The sequence below is a fragment of the Cloacibacillus sp. genome (genome assembly GCF_020860125.1).
Classification (GTDB): Bacteria; Synergistota; Synergistia; order Synergistales; family Synergistaceae; genus Cloacibacillus.
Genome location: NZ_JAJBUX010000118.1, coordinates 82,994 through 97,220 on the forward strand (window position 1 = coordinate 82,994; position 14,227 = coordinate 97,220).

16 protein-coding genes and 1 tRNA gene are annotated in these 14,227 nt (G+C 57.1%); 7 read left to right on the forward strand and 10 right to left on the reverse strand.

Annotation, left to right across the window (positions count from 1 at the left end):
- Positions 1–6: 6 nt before the first annotated feature.
- On the reverse strand, positions 7–777 hold the full coding sequence (locus LIO98_RS14605) for an EFR1 family ferrodoxin (RefSeq protein WP_291958822.1): 771 nt from the start codon (positions 775–777) through the stop codon (positions 7–9).
- 252 nt (positions 778–1,029) lie between these two features.
- On the opposite strand from LIO98_RS14605, the gene LIO98_RS14610 reads away from it, so the two are divergent.
- Entirely contained in the window at positions 1,030–2,418 is a 1,389-nt protein-coding gene (locus tag LIO98_RS14610; protein WP_291958824.1) for an MATE family efflux transporter, read from the forward strand.
- Between the two features lie 100 nt (positions 2,419–2,518).
- Entirely contained in the window at positions 2,519–2,899 is a 381-nt protein-coding gene (locus LIO98_RS14615; protein WP_291958826.1) for a PBECR2 nuclease fold domain-containing protein, read from the forward strand.
- 360 nt (positions 2,900–3,259) lie between these two features.
- On the opposite strand, the gene LIO98_RS14620 is transcribed toward LIO98_RS14615, so the two are convergent.
- From LIO98_RS14620 to LIO98_RS14650, 7 genes are all read right to left on the reverse strand, one after another.
- Positions 3,260–3,335: transfer RNA gene (locus tag LIO98_RS14620), tRNA-Ala, on the reverse strand.
- Positions 3,336–3,410: 75 nt separating this feature from the next.
- The gene (locus LIO98_RS14625; RefSeq protein ID WP_291958827.1) at positions 3,411–3,830 is read right to left on the reverse strand and encodes a hypothetical protein; all 420 of its coding nucleotides are present in this window, start codon (positions 3,828–3,830) and stop codon (positions 3,411–3,413) included.
- Positions 3,827–4,639: a metal ABC transporter permease gene (locus LIO98_RS14630; protein ID WP_291958828.1), complete on the reverse strand. Its 813-nt coding sequence runs from the start codon at positions 4,637–4,639 to the stop codon at positions 3,827–3,829. The genes LIO98_RS14625 and LIO98_RS14630 overlap by 4 nt, the downstream gene beginning before the upstream one ends.
- Entirely contained in the window at positions 4,632–5,327 is a 696-nt protein-coding gene (locus LIO98_RS14635) for an ABC transporter ATP-binding protein (RefSeq protein WP_291958829.1), read from the reverse strand. Before LIO98_RS14635 ends, LIO98_RS14630 begins: the two co-directional genes overlap by 8 nt.
- Position 5,328: 1 nt before the next feature.
- Positions 5,329–6,363: a metal ABC transporter substrate-binding protein gene (locus tag LIO98_RS14640; protein ID WP_291958831.1), complete on the reverse strand. Its 1,035-nt coding sequence runs from the start codon at positions 6,361–6,363 to the stop codon at positions 5,329–5,331.
- 70 nt (positions 6,364–6,433) lie between these two features.
- Entirely contained in the window at positions 6,434–6,724 is a 291-nt protein-coding gene (locus LIO98_RS14645; protein ID WP_291958833.1) for a hypothetical protein, read from the reverse strand.
- Positions 6,721–7,143 (reverse strand): transcriptional repressor, encoded by a 423-nt coding sequence (locus tag LIO98_RS14650; protein ID WP_291958834.1) that lies wholly within the window; start codon positions 7,141–7,143, stop codon positions 6,721–6,723. The genes LIO98_RS14645 and LIO98_RS14650 overlap by 4 nt, the downstream gene beginning before the upstream one ends.
- Before the next feature lie 305 nt (positions 7,144–7,448).
- On the opposite strand from LIO98_RS14650, the gene LIO98_RS14655 reads away from it, so the two are divergent.
- The 3 genes from LIO98_RS14655 to LIO98_RS14665 all read left to right on the forward strand — a co-directional run bounded on the left by LIO98_RS14655 (position 7,449) and on the right by LIO98_RS14665 (position 10,729).
- Complete coding sequence (locus LIO98_RS14655; RefSeq protein ID WP_291958835.1) at positions 7,449–8,678, forward strand: phosphodiester glycosidase family protein; 1,230 nt, start codon at positions 7,449–7,451, stop codon at positions 8,676–8,678.
- A 109-nt stretch (positions 8,679–8,787) separates the two neighbouring features.
- Positions 8,788–10,341: a 23S rRNA (adenine(2503)-C(2))-methyltransferase RlmN gene (gene rlmN / locus LIO98_RS14660; RefSeq protein WP_291958836.1), complete on the forward strand. Its 1,554-nt coding sequence runs from the start codon at positions 8,788–8,790 to the stop codon at positions 10,339–10,341.
- A gap of 16 nt (positions 10,342–10,357) precedes the next feature.
- Positions 10,358–10,729: a hypothetical protein gene (locus LIO98_RS14665; RefSeq protein WP_291958837.1), complete on the forward strand. Its 372-nt coding sequence runs from the start codon at positions 10,358–10,360 to the stop codon at positions 10,727–10,729.
- Positions 10,730–10,791: 62 nt separating this feature from the next.
- Here the strand turns inward: LIO98_RS14665 and LIO98_RS14670 are convergent, their stop codons facing one another.
- Complete coding sequence (locus tag LIO98_RS14670; RefSeq protein WP_291958838.1) at positions 10,792–11,187, reverse strand: helix-turn-helix domain-containing protein; 396 nt, start codon at positions 11,185–11,187, stop codon at positions 10,792–10,794.
- A 236-nt stretch (positions 11,188–11,423) separates the two neighbouring features.
- Here LIO98_RS14670 and LIO98_RS14675 point away from each other — a divergent pair, with 236 nt between their 5' ends.
- Complete coding sequence (locus tag LIO98_RS14675; RefSeq protein WP_291958840.1) at positions 11,424–11,672, forward strand: hypothetical protein; 249 nt, start codon at positions 11,424–11,426, stop codon at positions 11,670–11,672.
- A gap of 215 nt (positions 11,673–11,887) precedes the next feature.
- On the opposite strand, the gene LIO98_RS14680 is transcribed toward LIO98_RS14675, so the two are convergent.
- Positions 11,888–13,555, reverse strand: coding sequence for a DNA polymerase (locus LIO98_RS14680; RefSeq protein WP_291958842.1), 1,668 nt, complete (start codon positions 13,553–13,555; stop codon positions 11,888–11,890).
- 247 nt (positions 13,556–13,802) lie between these two features.
- Here LIO98_RS14680 and LIO98_RS14685 point away from each other — a divergent pair, with 247 nt between their 5' ends.
- Positions 13,803–14,198: a pyridoxamine 5'-phosphate oxidase family protein gene (locus tag LIO98_RS14685; protein WP_291958844.1), complete on the forward strand. Its 396-nt coding sequence runs from the start codon at positions 13,803–13,805 to the stop codon at positions 14,196–14,198.
- The last annotated feature ends 29 nt before the right edge of the window (positions 14,199–14,227 follow it).

The window sequence follows — 14,227 nt, forward strand, 5'->3', positions numbered from 1 at the left end:
GTTGCCTTATTCTGAGGCCGGTTTCGTATTGTAGCCCTCGTTGTAGTAGCGCCTTTTGCCAGCCGTACGCTTACCGTACTCGATTGCCTCCGCGGGGCAGCCGCAGATGCAGGCCATGCAGTGGGTGCAGCGTCCGTTCCATGATGGGCGTCCCTCTTTGATCTCGATGCCGTTCAGCGGGCAGAGCTCGGCGCACCTGCCGCAGCCGGTGCATTTATCGGTGGCGTGGAAGGATTTGCTCTTTACCGCCAGCAGGTAGAATAGGGGATTGACGACGGCGCTTTTTAGGATATCAATAAAAGATGGTCTGTAATCGTTGATATAGGCTCCACGGCTGATGCTCTCGGCGATCGCGAATATCTGCGGCGTCGTCGCCCTGATTATGCTCTCGGATCGCTCCCGGTCCGGTACGTTCATGAGCGCCACGTAGTTCTCCGGCATGTCTACGGAGGCGAGCCCCATGAACTCCAGCCCCTTCGACTCGCAGAGCCTCTTCGCGTAATGCACGGCGTTGCCGGCCTCTGAGGCGCAGGTGACGACGAAGTAGGCTTTTTTACAGCCCTCGAAGGAAGCCGCGCGGATGAAGCTGTCGACGGCGCGCGGGATGCGCCACGCGTAGACCGGCGCGACAAAGACGAGGGGCCTTTCAGATTTTATCGCCGCCCCGGTGTCATGCTTCATAAGCCTGTTGAGGAAGGCCGTTTCATCCTTCGTGACCGTCTCGATCACCTGTGCCGCGTAGCGGCTATTTCCGGTTCCGCTGAAATATAGAATCATTAGCTCATACTCCTTTATCTTCAGCATTCAATGATACTTTACGGCGGGGCAAAAAAGCAATAGGAAAAGTGAAAATAGCCGCATAAATTGCGCCTCCGGCGTAGTTTTTCGCAGGTTTTTGCGGTTTGCGTCATATGATCACGCGCCGCTTCGTCCGCGCCTGCCATTTGGCCTGTCGCGCAAAGAGAGATATAATGTAGCCTATGTGTATTTTTTAGTGGAATATATTTCATTTGTGGAGCGGGAGGCGTTATGGACAACAGACTGAGCCAGAGGGAAGTTGAAATATTCGAGACGATGTCTGTGCCAAAGGCCGTGGCGGCCCTCGCCGTGCCCACCGTCATCAGCCAGATCATCGCCATGGTCTATAATCTCGCCGACACCTGGTACATCGGGCAGCTCAACGATACGAACATGATGGCGGCGGTGACGCTGATATTCCCCACCTTTCTCATGCTCTCCGCGCTTGCGAACCTCTTTGGTATAGGCGGCGCGAGCCTGCTTTCAAGGTCGCTTGGCGAGCATAACTACGCGCGCGTGCGCGAGGCCGGGGCCTCAAGCGCCTGGATGGCCGTGGCCGCCGCGTTGACCTATTCGCTGCTCACGATGATATGGCGCGTGCCGCTGCTGCGCATGCTCGGCGCGGACGAAGGCACGATAGGTTATGCGAACGGCTATCTCTTCTGGACCGTGGGTGTCGGCGGTCTGCCGACGGTTATGAACATGGTGCTCGCGCACCTGATCCGCTCCGAGGGAGCGTCGCGCGAGGCAAGTTTCGGCATGAGTTTCGGCGGGCTGCTGAATATGCTGCTCGATCCCTTTTTTATCTACGACTGGGGGCTGGGACTGAGGATGGAGGGTGCTGCCATCGCCACCTGTATCTCCAATATCGCGGCGACATTCTATCTTCTCTATTACCTCTTCCGCACGCGCCGGGAAAATGTCATTTCGCTCTCTCCGAAGTATTTCCGTTTCAAAAAGAGCGTCGCCGGCGAGATATTCTTCGTGGGGCTGCCCTCCTCGATCCAGTCCATGATGAGCGTCCTCTCCAACGCGGTGCTGAACTATCTGATGGCCTCCTACACGGCAAGCGCCCTCTCCGCCGTCGGCATCGTCAAGAAGGTCGATATGGTGCCTACCTACGTCGTTCAGGGGATATGCAGCGGCGTCATTCCTCTCCTGGCCTATAACTATGCCTCCGGGAACTATAAACGCCTCTGGCGGTGCGCATATTTCGCGGGCGTCTGTTCGCTCTGCGTCACCTTCTCTTATCTGGCGCTCTGCGAATCTTTCGCGCCCTTCATCATCAGAATATTCATCGATAACGTCCGGGCAGTGGAGCTGGGGGCGGTATTCCTGCGCCTGCACTGCATGTCAACGCCCTTTCTGGCGATATTCTTCCTCGTCATCGCCTTCTTCCAGGCGACAGGGCGAGGCACGCCGGCGCTGTTCATCTCTTTTTTGCGCAAAGGCGCGATAGACATTCCCTTCATGATCGTGATGAACATCGTCTGGCCGATGTACGGGATAATGGCCGTACAGCCGATGATGGATTTTATCGTCGCCATCATCTGTCTCGCCATCTACAGGGTAGTGCAGAAAAAGGACCGAAGGGAGCTGGAGCTCAAGAAAGCGGTATAGGCGCGCTTTTGCTGGTATGCAGCGATGGTTTGGATAAATAAGTACACGGCGTCCCTACAGATACAGCCTATGCTATAATTGCGCGTAGGGAGGAAAAATAATGGCGAATGCGCTTATCGGAACACTTTCAGCGGAGATCAAGACATTGCTTTCCCTACCATATATTGCTGATGCGCCGATACTTATCGGTGCTGGTAACATTACCCATATGAAGGCAAGACATCCCGAAGACTACGCGAAATATGGCGCAGACATTGCGTCCATAATTATGGCTCCAGACTATGTTGGCGTCAGCGCCAAAGATCATTCGATAGAATATATAAAACAATATGCGGTAAATGTGGAATACGTAAAAGTTGCTGTCAGAGTCTCAAACAGTGGTGTCCTTTTCGTAAGATCACTATATGTTATAAGCGAGACGAAAATCTACAACTTTATAAAGTCAGGTACACTAAAACAACTTTCGTCCAGAAACCCTTGACATAAAATCCATAATTTCATACTATATAAACATAAAAAATAAAACCCTGAGGACGGAACGGGCAGCCGTCGCCCCTCGCAAGAGGTTAGGAGATGCGGGAATGTCACCCTGCCTGGTTTTATTTTTATGTAACAGTAAATACGAAAGGGGCGGGGAGCGAGCTTCCCGCTTTTTTTACATACTTATGGTATGTATGGCACATTAGTGCTGCTGCATAACAGCTTTTCAAAAACATATAATATCTCAGTCTCAGATCTTTAGATTCTATTAGATACCGATGGTTTGACGTTTGTCATATATAAGCCCTTTAAGAAAAGAAAAAGCCCTGCAAATCTACTGATTGCAAGGCTTGTTATTTACTGGTGGAGATAAGCGGGTTCGAACCGCTGACCTCTTGAATGCCATTCAAGCGCTCTCCCAACTGAGCTATACCCCCAAAAGACAAAAGGAATTATACTGACTTCCGGCGGCGATGTCAAGAAAATCTTTTCGCCGCCCGCCGGCGGATTTTTTACTGCACGTAGCGCTTCAGTTTCACATTAGCGGGTAGCACCTTGAGCTCCGTGAGACGGAGGCGTATATATTCCTTTTCGTAAACCTCAAGGACGCCTGTCGCATCGACCCAAACGCCGGGGCGGGGGTAGGGCTTGTCCCATTTCACCTCAAAGCCGGGGTTGAGGTCCGTGCCGCAGCAGCCGGGTCCCTGGCGCGTCACGGAGTAGAAGGTCTCTCCCGTATCGTCGTCGGTGTATTTTTCAAATATGCCCTGCAGCCGTATTTTTTTGCCGATGTAGTCTTCGGCGTTGAGGTATATTTCGTTGGTCAGCGAGACGAAGACTCGTTCTTTTATCTCGATCACCTTTTCCGCCGCGGAGAGCGGCGCGGCGCAGAGGATCAGCAGGCAGAGCGCCGCAAAGAGAGGCCGTCTCATCTCAGCCTGCCCACCGCGGTAAAAATGAGGAAGAAGGCGAGGTTCACAAGCACGATGCTCGCGCCCGCCGGCATGCTTGCCGTGTACGAGAGTACAAGCCCGACGAGGAACGAGGAGAGCGAGACGGAGGCGGCGGAGAATACCACGCCGCGGAAGCTCTTGAAGAAGTGCATCGAGGTGACGGCGGGGAATATTATCAGCCCGGAGATGAGCAGCGCCCCCATCAGCCTCATGCCGACGGCGATCGTCACTCCCGTGAGCACGGCGATCACCATGTTGTAGAGGCCCGCCTCCACGCCGGTGGCCCTTGCGAAGTCCTCATCGAAGGTGACGGCGAATATTCTGTTGTAGCAGAGGAGAAATAGCAGCAGCACTCCCGCCGAGGACATTATGCTGAGCCGGACGTCGCTTTTGCTCATCGCGAGGATGCTGCCGAACATATAGTTGCAGACGTCGGTGTTGATGCCGCCGGAGAGCGATATCGCCGTCACTCCCGCCGCGAGCGAGCTGACCGATATCAGTCCGATCGCGGCGTCGCCTTTGATGCCGCTGTTGTCTGTCAGCCTCAGGAGCACCGCAGCCGCCGCGACGACCACGGGAATGGTGATTCCCAGCGGCGAGGTCCCCATCGCCACCGCCGCCGCGAGGGCCCCAAAGCCCACATGTGACAGGCCGTCGCCGATCATAGAGTAGCGTTTGAGGACGAGGCTGACCCCCAGCAGCGCGGAGCAGAGCGAGACCATGAGCCCGACGGAGGCGGCGCGCACGAGGAATTGGTAGGAGAACATCTCCGTGATGAGATCAAGCATTGGCGCCGCTCTCCGCGCCGTGGCCGGGCCAGCCCGCGCGCTCTCCGAAATATTTCTGCCCGCCGCTGAGTTCGAGGATGTGGCTGGCCAGGGAGGGGGCGCGCGCGAGATCGTGCGTCACCATGATGACGGTGGCCTTTTCGTTGGCGTTTATCTTACGCAGCAGCGCGTACATACTTTCCGCCGCCTCCGCGTCAAGTCCCGTAGCCGGTTCGTCGAGCAGTAGCAGTCCGCCGGAGGCGCAGAGGGCGCGCGCCAGCAGCGTTCTCTGCTGCTGGCCGCCCGAAAGTTCGCGAAAGGCCCTTGTACGCAGCTCCCAGATGCCGGCCAGCCGGAGGTTTTTCTCGGCCTCCCGGTGGTCGCGCCGGTTGTAAAAGGGGCGCGGGCCGATGTGGCCAAGTCTTCCCGAGATGACGATCTCGTAGACGGTGGCGGGAAAGTCGTTACGCGCCTCCCTCTGCTGCGGCAGATAGCCGATGTCTCTTTTTTTAAGGCCGCCGCCCAGGCGTATCGACCCCGACGAGGGCTTTATCAGGCCGAGCAGCGCCTTTATCAGGGTGCTTTTTCCCGAGCCGTTTTCACCGACCACCGCGAGGAAGGCGCCGCAGGGCAGCTCGAAATCGACGTCTGAGAGCGCCTCCCTGCCGCCGTAGGCCACGCTGAGGCCGCTGCATACAAAGGCCGCCATTTTAGTTGAGCGCCTCTTTGATGTTCTCGAGGTTTTTCCGCATCAGCTTGACATAGGTTGCGCCGCTTTCATATTCTTCGCGGGAGATATTGTGACAGGCGTGCAGGAGCATCTTCCTGGCTCCCGTCTCGCGGCATATGGCGTCGGCGGTCTTCTCGTTGGACATCTCGATATGGAACACGACGGGGATCTTCTCCTCTTTCACCCTGTTTATGAGGTAGGCGATGGTCGCGGCGCTGGCCTCGCTCTCCGCCGCGCAGCCGGGGAAGGCCGCTGAGTATTTCAGGCCGTATTCATCGGTCAGATAGCGGAAGGGGAAGCGGTTGCCGAAAATCAGGCGGTGCCGCTGGACGTTGGAGACTGCTTGGCGGAAGTCCTTGTCCAGCCTGTCCAGCTCCGCGATGTATGCCTTGGCGTTTTCCTCATAGGCGGAGCGGTTCTGCGGGTCTATGAGGATGAGCTTGTCCATGATCGCGGCCGTCATCTTTTCGGCGTTGCGCGGCGAGGTCCAGATATGTTCGTCATATTCGACTTCGTTGTCATGATTATGGTCTTGCCCATCCTTATCCTCTGCCCCGTGGGCATGTTCCTCTTCCTTGTCGTGATCATGATCCTCGGCCTCCGCCTGCATGCCCTCCGCCAGCTCCTCCTCCACGGGGGATACGCAGCTGATGAGCTTCAGTACCTGTGGCCGGTGCTCTTTGTCTATAGAATCGAGTATCTTATCCGCCCATACGTCGTTCTCTCCTCCGATATAGATGAAGAGGTCACAGTTCTGGATGTTGACGATGTCCTGCGGCGTGGGGGCGTAGGAATGGCTCTCCATGCCGGGCTTGAGCAGCATAGTGAGCTCTATTTTATCGCCGCCGACCGCGCGCGCAAAGTCATATTGCGGGAATATCGTCGTGATCACCTTTGGTTTCGAGGTCCCCTTTAAGGCGATAGCCGGCGTTTTTCCTCCGGTGAACAGATAAATGACAGCGGCTGCTATTATCAGAATGGCCGCGCATGCCAATACCAAGAGATATTTTTTCATAATAGGGTGTTACCTCCATAATTTCTAATATTTTTTATATTTTTATCGTTGCCGGGGTATGGAGGAGCCCCTATTTATTCATCTCCGTCTTGAGGGCGGTGAGGGTGCGGACGAGGATGCATTGTGACTGCGGCGGCAGGGGCAGGCTGGTATATCCCTCAAGAGCCCCCGCGCCGTCCTGTAAAGTGGGCAGCGGGGCGGTGTTGTCCGTCTGGCACCTGCTTATCGACAGGCAGACGGGACAGCCGACGCCGGTGCAAAGGTGCCCGGCGCGGTGCAGCGGAAGCGCCGTAAGCAGAAAGAGGATGGAGAGGAAGAGCAGCAGCGCCATAAGGCGTGGCGCGCGGCATCGGACGGTCATATTTCTTCCCCGCCTTCGTCAGGGGTACAGCCGCAGTAGCCGTAGATCACCGTCTTTGACGGGTCGAGCCGGAAGGTGTGGTCCTCGAGCAGATGTTCCGAGAAGCTCTGCGCCGCGGAACAGTCCAGGTGGGTCAGCCTGCCGCATTTGAGGCATTTCAGATGCAGGTGGAGGCGGCAGCTTTCGCCGCAGAGGCGGTAGGAGGCCGACTCCCCCTTTTCCGAGATATATTTCAGCGCCTCGCCGTCGGCCGCCATCTTCTCGAGCTGGCGGTAGACGGTCGTCCGTCCGATGTGATGCCCATCTTTGTTGAGAAGTTCGCAGAGGCTGTCGACTGTGAAGCAGCGCGAGGAATCATTACGAAGGACCTCGCGCACGGACTCGTGGTGTTTTGTTTTATATCTGCCGCGTTCCGCCATCAGTCTCGCTCCTTAAACTGCAATCTGTTTTCAATTTTATATCACAACGCGGCCGATTACGCAAGAAGCACTTACGGCGCGCGGGGTTTTTGCGCCGTCGCGAGGTCGCTGGCCGCCGGCAGGATTTTCTCGTCCTCATAAAATCGCCACATATTTTTGTTACAAAAGATAGGAGATATCCGGCGCGGCGGAACGGAAAATACTGCGGAGACATCTGCTGATAAGTGGTATAAAATATGCAGATGCCCGCGAAGTATCGAGCCGGGGCATGATAAACCGGGAAATGGAGACACAAAGGATAAAATATGAGAAAAGGTAAATTTGAAAAAATTAGAGACAAGACGCTTGCCGGGCTGGCGGTGGTTTTTGCCCTTCCTCTGATCGCCTTCGCCGCGGCTCCGGCCGACGCGCTGACGGCGGCCGAGGTGAAACCGGCGATATTCAAGGCGCTGGGCCATGAGGTGCCGCAGAAGCAGCTTTCGGGCGTCGCGGGGGAGCTGACGCGCGCCGACGCGCTGCGCCTCTCTCTGGAATCGATGGGCTGGGGCTTCGTCATCAAGGCCGTGGATCAGATCGGTATTCTTCCCGAATGGCCGGAGGTGGAGGGGGTATCCTATATCGCTTCGACGATGAACCCGCTGCCGCCTGAAGCGGTACGGGCCGATCTCTCCGCGCCGGTGACCTCTGAGGACGTCGCGCAGATATCGGCGTGGCTCAAGGAGTGCCGGAAGGAGGCGCGCTGGAAGGCCTCCTTTGCCTGGGAGGGTACGGAGCTGATCATGATAAAGCACGGAGTGGGCGATCCCGCGGGCCCCGCGACGGGAGACATGAAGAAGGGGGTCAACGAACCGCTTTTCGCCGCGGTGCTGGCCGTCGATATGAAAAATATCCCCTGCCAGATCGCTACCGCGGTGATGGTGGGGGCCAACAAGGCGCCATTGGCGACGATCGCGGGAGAGAACTACGGCGTGATCGGCGGCATCAACGGCGGATACTTCGCGGGGGCGAAGCCGATCGGAGTGTTGCGCCGTCAGGGCTATACGGATAACGCGAAGTTCTGGCCGAACCGTTCGGCCTTTGGCTGGAACGAGAGCGGCGAGTATGTCTTTATCGACGGCAAGGAGACGGCGAGCATCGCCAGTGACCACAGCTTCGATAAATTCACGGAGGTGCTGCAGGCGGGGCCGCTGCTGGTGAAGAACGGGACGCCGTCGGAGAATACGGAGAAGATCCAGCCCAACGTCCTTGACTTCCGCCATCCGCGCACCTTCGTGGGAACGGACGGGCGGCGCGTTCTCTGGGGCGTCGTCGACGGGCGCGACAATATGCACAGCGTGGGGATGACGATCGATGAGCTGCGTCGCCTCTGCGGCTGGCTCTCGCTGAAGACGGCGCTCAACCTCGACGGCGGCGGCTCGAGCTCTCTTTGGTGGCGCGGCATGACCTTTACGCTGCCGAGCAACGCCAGCGACAGGGAGCGTCCCATCCCCTATGCTATACTTATGTTTGAACCGGGCGCGGGCGTGCGTCAATAGATTTTTGCGCAATAAAGGCTTTGCCCGTTGCTAATATTCCCCATAGGCTGTTAAACTATTGAATAAAATCAAAATGTCTGAGTAATTGACAAAAAACGAGGGTAAAAAGATGGCAGAGAAGAGATACGCATTAGAGCTGGACAACAGCGAATGGAAGGAATATATTGAGAAGGGGCTGGAGGAGCCGAAGTTCCGCGCCGACCAGATATGCCAGTGGCTCTGGCAGAAACACACCGACGATACGGAGGAGATGACCAACCTCTCCAAGCCGCTGCGCGAGAAGCTCGCGGAGAAGATGGACTTTGCCTATCCGGTGCTTGTGCGCGAGCAGCGTTCGCAGGACGGGACGCGGAAATTTTTGTGGCAGCTGCGGGACGGCGAATCCGTCGAATCTGTGCTGATGAAGTACAGCGACCGCCTCACGGCCTGCATTTCGACGCAGGTCGGCTGTCCGCTGCAGTGCACCTTCTGCGCCACGGGGCTTTCTGGCTTCGTGCGCAATTTGAGCGCGGGAGAGATAGCGGGGCAGGTGCTCGCGATCGAGAAGCATATCGGGCGCGAGGTGAACAATGTCGTCTACATGGGCATGGGAGAGCCGTTCCTGAATACGGAGGCCGTCTTAAAATCTGTGCGTATGCTGAACGACCCTAAGCTGCGCAGCCTCGGTATCCGCCACATCACAATATCGACCTCCGGGGTGATCCCGGGAATCAAAGCGCTTGCGGCCTCCGGTCTCGGCGTTCGCCTCGCGGTCTCGCTCCACGCCGCCGACGACGAGCTGCGCAGCTTCCTGATGCCGGTGAACCAGACCTATCCGATCGCCGACCTGCGCCGCGTGATGCAGGAATACCAGGAGTCTACGGGCGACAGGGTGTCGATAGAATACGCCCTCTTCGGAGGGGTCAACGACAGCGTGGAGAGGGCGCGTGAACTGGTGCGTTTTCTTAAAGGTATCCATGTATTTGTCAACCTCATCCCCTTCAACGCCGTCGACGGACGCTACGAGAGGCCTAAGGCCGAGGATGTGCTGCGTTTCCGCAACATCCTTCAGACCGCTGGTTTCGAGACGGAGATCCGTTCCGAACAGGGCGGGGACATAGACGCGGCCTGCGGGCAGCTGCGCCGCAAAACGGTCGGCGGCGGTTCCGCGCCGCTTGAAGCGCCCGCGTACTCACTCACGAAGGCCGACATGGCGCCGGAGAATAGGCGTGAGCGGACGGCTGCGCCCACCGCCGATCCACGGAAAGAAGCTTTGCCGCGCAGAGAGGCGTCAAAGAGGACGCCCTTGAAACCCTCGGGAGGCTTTGTCGCGGAGCGCGGCAAGCGCAGGAAGAGCGACCGCGATCCGCAGGAGCGCTACCGCAGCGGTAAGATGAAAGAGGCCCGCCCCAGCTACAGAGGCGACGGCGAAGAGACGCCGCGTTCATTGCGGCGCGACGCCCGTACGGAACGAGAACCCATTCAGAAGCAGGATGCCTTTCCGAAGAAGAGCTCCGATGAAAAACGCGGCGGGGATAAAAAAGAGCTTCGCGGGGCTGCCGCCAGGGGGACCGCGGGCAAGAAAACATCCGCCAAAAGAGGCTCCGACAACAAACCGCAGGGCGCCTTCAGCAAGTTCTACGGCGCCTCCGGCGGGAAGGCCAAGCGGAGCAAAAAATCATAGAACACGGGGGATATAGATGAGATTTCTCTTATTTCTGCTGATCGGAACGCTGATCTTCGGCTTTGCCTTCCCGGCGATGATATTCATCATCGGATTTATCGGCCTGTTGATCTGCGCGGTGATCGTATATAAATTCCTCACCGGGGGACAGTCGTTTCGCGTCTATACCTCGCGTGACTTCTCGCCTCCGGAAGACGAAGAACCCTCTTCCCGCCGGATGGTATATACCGAGGATGACCCGGAGGTCGTGAGCCACAGACGGCGGCGAAATCCCGACGCCGTAAATGTCGCGGCTGACGAAGAGGAGATAGAGGAGGCCAGCGAGATCATAGAGCTTCCGGCCACCGCGCTCAGAAAAGACGACGAAACCGAAAACACGGAGAAATAGCGTCGGTTAAATAAAAAACGTAACGTGCGCCCGCGAAGGGGATTCCCTTTGACGGGCATCTTTTATTGCCGTTCCTCTTTTTTCGATGAGAGATATTTTTTGAATCTGATAAACTGTATGGCCTCTTCGCGTTCGCGCGATTCCAAAGTATGAAAAAGATCCAGCAGTGCCTCGTCCTGTGACGGCACCGCCACCTTCGTGTGAAACTGGTCCTCTGGAAGGATATAGGTCGGGACGATGATAAATGGAGCCGGTTTGTCTATCTCACCGAGCAAGAAGGAGATCGTCGTCTCCAGAGCGTCGGCGATCCTCCTGGTCGTGGCAAAGTCAGGCTCACGATCGCCGTTTTCCCAGCGGGTCACAGTCGCGGGCGTGACGCAGAGCATCTCGGCCAGCTTGGCGCGGGACATATTTTTACGTTTTCGTGCGGTTTTCAGCCGCTCGTTAAATATTTCCATAGTTCGATTATTCCAGAACGGTACTTATAAGGCAAAGAACTATTAGGAACATTAAATCATTCCTATCTGGAATATTGAGCCGTAAAGCTCATTGAAATTCCATGGTGGAATCGATAATATCTTATAGGATATAGTATGGTGACAGCGCCGCCAGAGGGATAAGACAGATGTTGACATAGGCATTTTGCCCTATACCATAATGGTATCAAGTTGGAATCTGTGGAAGAGGTATTGGCATGTGTACACTGGATGCTAAGGATTTCGTCAGCGAGCTGATGAGAGCCCCGGAGAGGCTGATAAAAATTTCCCAGATGCCTGAAGAGGAGCGCCGCGGTGCTATCAGGGCTCTCGGCTACGGCTTTACCTCACGCGAGCTTGACGACTACATCTGCTGTTACGCCGATATGCTGAGCAGTGATTTATACTTGGGCGAGGGAGACTTCCGCGACATCATTATGAAGAAATGGGGCAACTGCCTCGACTAAAAACGCCCTCACGCGGATAGGTGGGGTTGATATGGATAAAATATAGGGTCCGGCGCGGAGTGCCGGGCCTTTTTGTTTGCCCGGCGGTGTTGGAAAAATGTTCATCACGGGCGGTTTATGCGGAATAGCGGCCGCCGGCGAGGACGACGGGCGTATCTGCGTCTTTGGTACCAGACAGGGATTTGCAGAAAGAGGGGAGCGCCGCGCGGCCCCCTTTACTTTTCCGACCAACGCCGGGCGGCGCGCACATCGACCGTGGTTGGAACATCAGGAAGGATGGCGCGGGCCGCCTCCTCCATCGCCCGCTTCAACAGGCCGCCGCAGTTGGCGGCGTTCTCCTGCGGGCATTCCACGATGACTTCATCGTGGATGGTGGCCACGATAAAGGCCTCGCTCCCCGACAGATCGATTGCCAGCCGCCCAAGCGCCAGCTTGAGAATATCGGCGGCAGTCCCCTGTACCGGCGCGTTGCTGTGGGCCAGCAGGCCGTACCATTGCGGAAAATAATATCTCCGTCCGGTAAGCGTTCTGCCCTTGGGGCTGCGACCGCGGCTGAGTGCGGCGTGCCACTCTCTGATCGACGGATAGGCCTCGAAAAACAGTCTGCGGAAGCGTTCGGCCTCCTCGTGCGTCATCTCCACACCGTAGGACTGCCGTGCGGAGAGGCGCAGCCCCTCCGCGCCCATGGCGTAAATCAGGCCGAAGTTGACGGCCTTCGCATACTGCCGCTCCTCCCGGCTGACAGAGGCGAGCGGTTTTCCCAAAATAAGCGACGCCGTCAGGCCGTGTAGGTCAGTGCCGTTTCTGTAGGCCTCCAGCATCCGCCGTTCCCCCGTGATCTGTGCCGCGACGCGCAGTTCGATCTGCGGATAGTCCGCGATGAGCAGCAGGCGTCCGGCGGGGGCGATGAAACATCCTCTGAACTCTTTGCCGCGCGGTATCTGCTGGATGTTGGGGGCATAGCAGCTCATACGCCCCGTCCACGCGGCGATTTGGACATATTGCGGGTGAAGCCGTCCGGTCTTCGGATGGAGCATCTTAGGGATCGGCAGCAGATAGGTTGAGAGCTGTTTTGAGACCGCGCGGTAGCGCGAGAGGGCCGCGACCAGCGGGTGCGAACGGTGGGCGGCGAGCGCCGCCTTCGAGGTGCTTTTCACTTCGATGCCGTGTTCCCGCAGCAGCGACAGGATATGGAGGTTGCTGTCAAAGTTATCCCCGGAGGCGTCGGCCTCACCCCAGAGCGTCGTCTGGAGCGGGCGCTGCCCGCCGAAGCGGCGCAGCTCCTCAAGGGCCTCCCTCTTTTCCTCCTCCGCTCTGGCGGTCAGCCTCTGCCAGGCCGCGAGGTCGAGCTGTATTCCGTGATATTCCATCTGGGCGAGGGCCGCCGCGCAGTCGAATTCGATCTTCGCGATTCCCACCAATCCCTTTTCCTTGAGCTTCCCGATCATCGCCCTGCGCAGCCGCAGCAGAACATCAGCCTCCGCGGCGGTCTCTTCCTTCAGCCAGCGCCGCGCGATCTCCTCAAGCCCGGCGCTCCGATGCCCGCTCTCGGAGAGCAGCTGATCCGCGAGTGTGACGTCGAATATTTTTGTGGGGTTAATGCCGGCGGAGAGGAGAAACTGCAGGTCGGTTTTAGCGTTGAAGAATACTTTCACCGGCGGCGATTCTAACACCTCCCGCAGGGGGCTCAGCGCCTCTAAGGGAAGGGAGAGGCAGTCTACGGTCATTGTGCTATCGCCCCATGCCAGATTCAGGGCTGCGAGCCCGTCACTGCGTGGGTCTGCTCCGCTTGTCTCCAGAGTTACGGCGACCGCCTCTCGATGGCTGATTTCGCCGCTGTAAGACGAAAGCTCTTCCGTAGTAACGGTCACGCGGCGGTTCATAGGAAAGCGGCCGCTCCTGCGGCGCACGGGGCCTCTATGGGGATGGATGGCTCCGTCCCGCCGCGGAGGCGCCTGGCGTTTTTTTCATCTGCTATCCACATAGACAATTACCCCGGTTTCAATAATCGATAGATTTTTTCCTGTTAAGTAATAAATCACTCTGTTCTTATTTCATTGTTATTCTATAATAAAGTTATACCGTAAGGTGTCTGCGAATACAACTTTTTAGAAAAGGAGCGTGTTGACGATGAAAGAAGTTCTCGATTTTTTAAACAAGGTCGGAGTCTACTACTTGGCGACGGAGGAGGGAGACCAGCCCCGTGTGCGGCCTCTCGGTTTTGTCATGGAATGGCGGGAAAAGCTGACTTTTTGTACTGGTAATAAGAAAAATATGTATAAACAGATGGTAAATAATCCCAAGGTGGAGATCTGTGGCTGCGACAGCGATGGCAACACGCTGCGTATCTCTGGCAAGGCGGTATTCGCGACGACGGAGGCGGCGCAGGCGAAGGCTCTGGAAGTTATGCCGGCGCTGAAAAATATCTATTCCGTTGGCGACGGCGTCTTTGAGATATTCTATCTTGACGGGGCGAAGGCCGTCCTGTCTAATATGAAGGGAGAGAGCCGGGAGCTGGCCGTTTAAACGGCATTCCGTCGTTGTGCCTCACCTGA

What these genes read in the sequence shown, in the direction of transcription:
- LIO98_RS14605 (WP_291958822.1), bottom strand. Translation starts at nt 777, where the DNA reads ATGATTCTATATTTCAGCGGAACCGGAAATAGCCGCTACGCGGCACAG.
- LIO98_RS14610 (WP_291958824.1), top strand. Translation starts at nt 1,030, where the DNA reads ATGGACAACAGACTGAGCCAGAGGGAAGTTGAAATATTCGAGACGATG.
- LIO98_RS14665 (WP_291958837.1), top strand. Translation starts at nt 10,358, where the DNA reads ATGAGATTTCTCTTATTTCTGCTGATCGGAACGCTGATCTTCGGCTTT.
- LIO98_RS14650 (WP_291958834.1), bottom strand. Translation starts at nt 7,143, where the DNA reads ATGGCGGAACGCGGCAGATATAAAACAAAACACCACGAGTCCGTGCGC.
- LIO98_RS14615 (WP_291958826.1), top strand. Translation starts at nt 2,519, where the DNA reads ATGGCGAATGCGCTTATCGGAACACTTTCAGCGGAGATCAAGACATTG.
- LIO98_RS14655 (WP_291958835.1), top strand. Translation starts at nt 7,449, where the DNA reads ATGAGAAAAGGTAAATTTGAAAAAATTAGAGACAAGACGCTTGCCGGG.
- LIO98_RS14625 (WP_291958827.1), bottom strand. Translation starts at nt 3,830, where the DNA reads ATGAGACGGCCTCTCTTTGCGGCGCTCTGCCTGCTGATCCTCTGCGCC.
- LIO98_RS14675 (WP_291958840.1), top strand. Translation starts at nt 11,424, where the DNA reads ATGTGTACACTGGATGCTAAGGATTTCGTCAGCGAGCTGATGAGAGCC.
- LIO98_RS14635 (WP_291958829.1), bottom strand. Translation starts at nt 5,327, where the DNA reads ATGGCGGCCTTTGTATGCAGCGGCCTCAGCGTGGCCTACGGCGGCAGG.
- rlmN (WP_291958836.1), top strand. Translation starts at nt 8,788, where the DNA reads ATGGCAGAGAAGAGATACGCATTAGAGCTGGACAACAGCGAATGGAAG.
- LIO98_RS14640 (WP_291958831.1), bottom strand. Translation starts at nt 6,363, where the DNA reads ATGAAAAAATATCTCTTGGTATTGGCATGCGCGGCCATTCTGATAATA.
- LIO98_RS14670 (WP_291958838.1), bottom strand. Translation starts at nt 11,187, where the DNA reads ATGGAAATATTTAACGAGCGGCTGAAAACCGCACGAAAACGTAAAAAT.
- LIO98_RS14630 (WP_291958828.1), bottom strand. Translation starts at nt 4,639, where the DNA reads ATGCTTGATCTCATCACGGAGATGTTCTCCTACCAATTCCTCGTGCGC.
- LIO98_RS14685 (WP_291958844.1), top strand. Translation starts at nt 13,803, where the DNA reads ATGAAAGAAGTTCTCGATTTTTTAAACAAGGTCGGAGTCTACTACTTG.
- LIO98_RS14645 (WP_291958833.1), bottom strand. Translation starts at nt 6,724, where the DNA reads ATGACCGTCCGATGCCGCGCGCCACGCCTTATGGCGCTGCTGCTCTTC.
- LIO98_RS14680 (WP_291958842.1), bottom strand. Translation starts at nt 13,555, where the DNA reads ATGAACCGCCGCGTGACCGTTACTACGGAAGAGCTTTCGTCTTACAGC.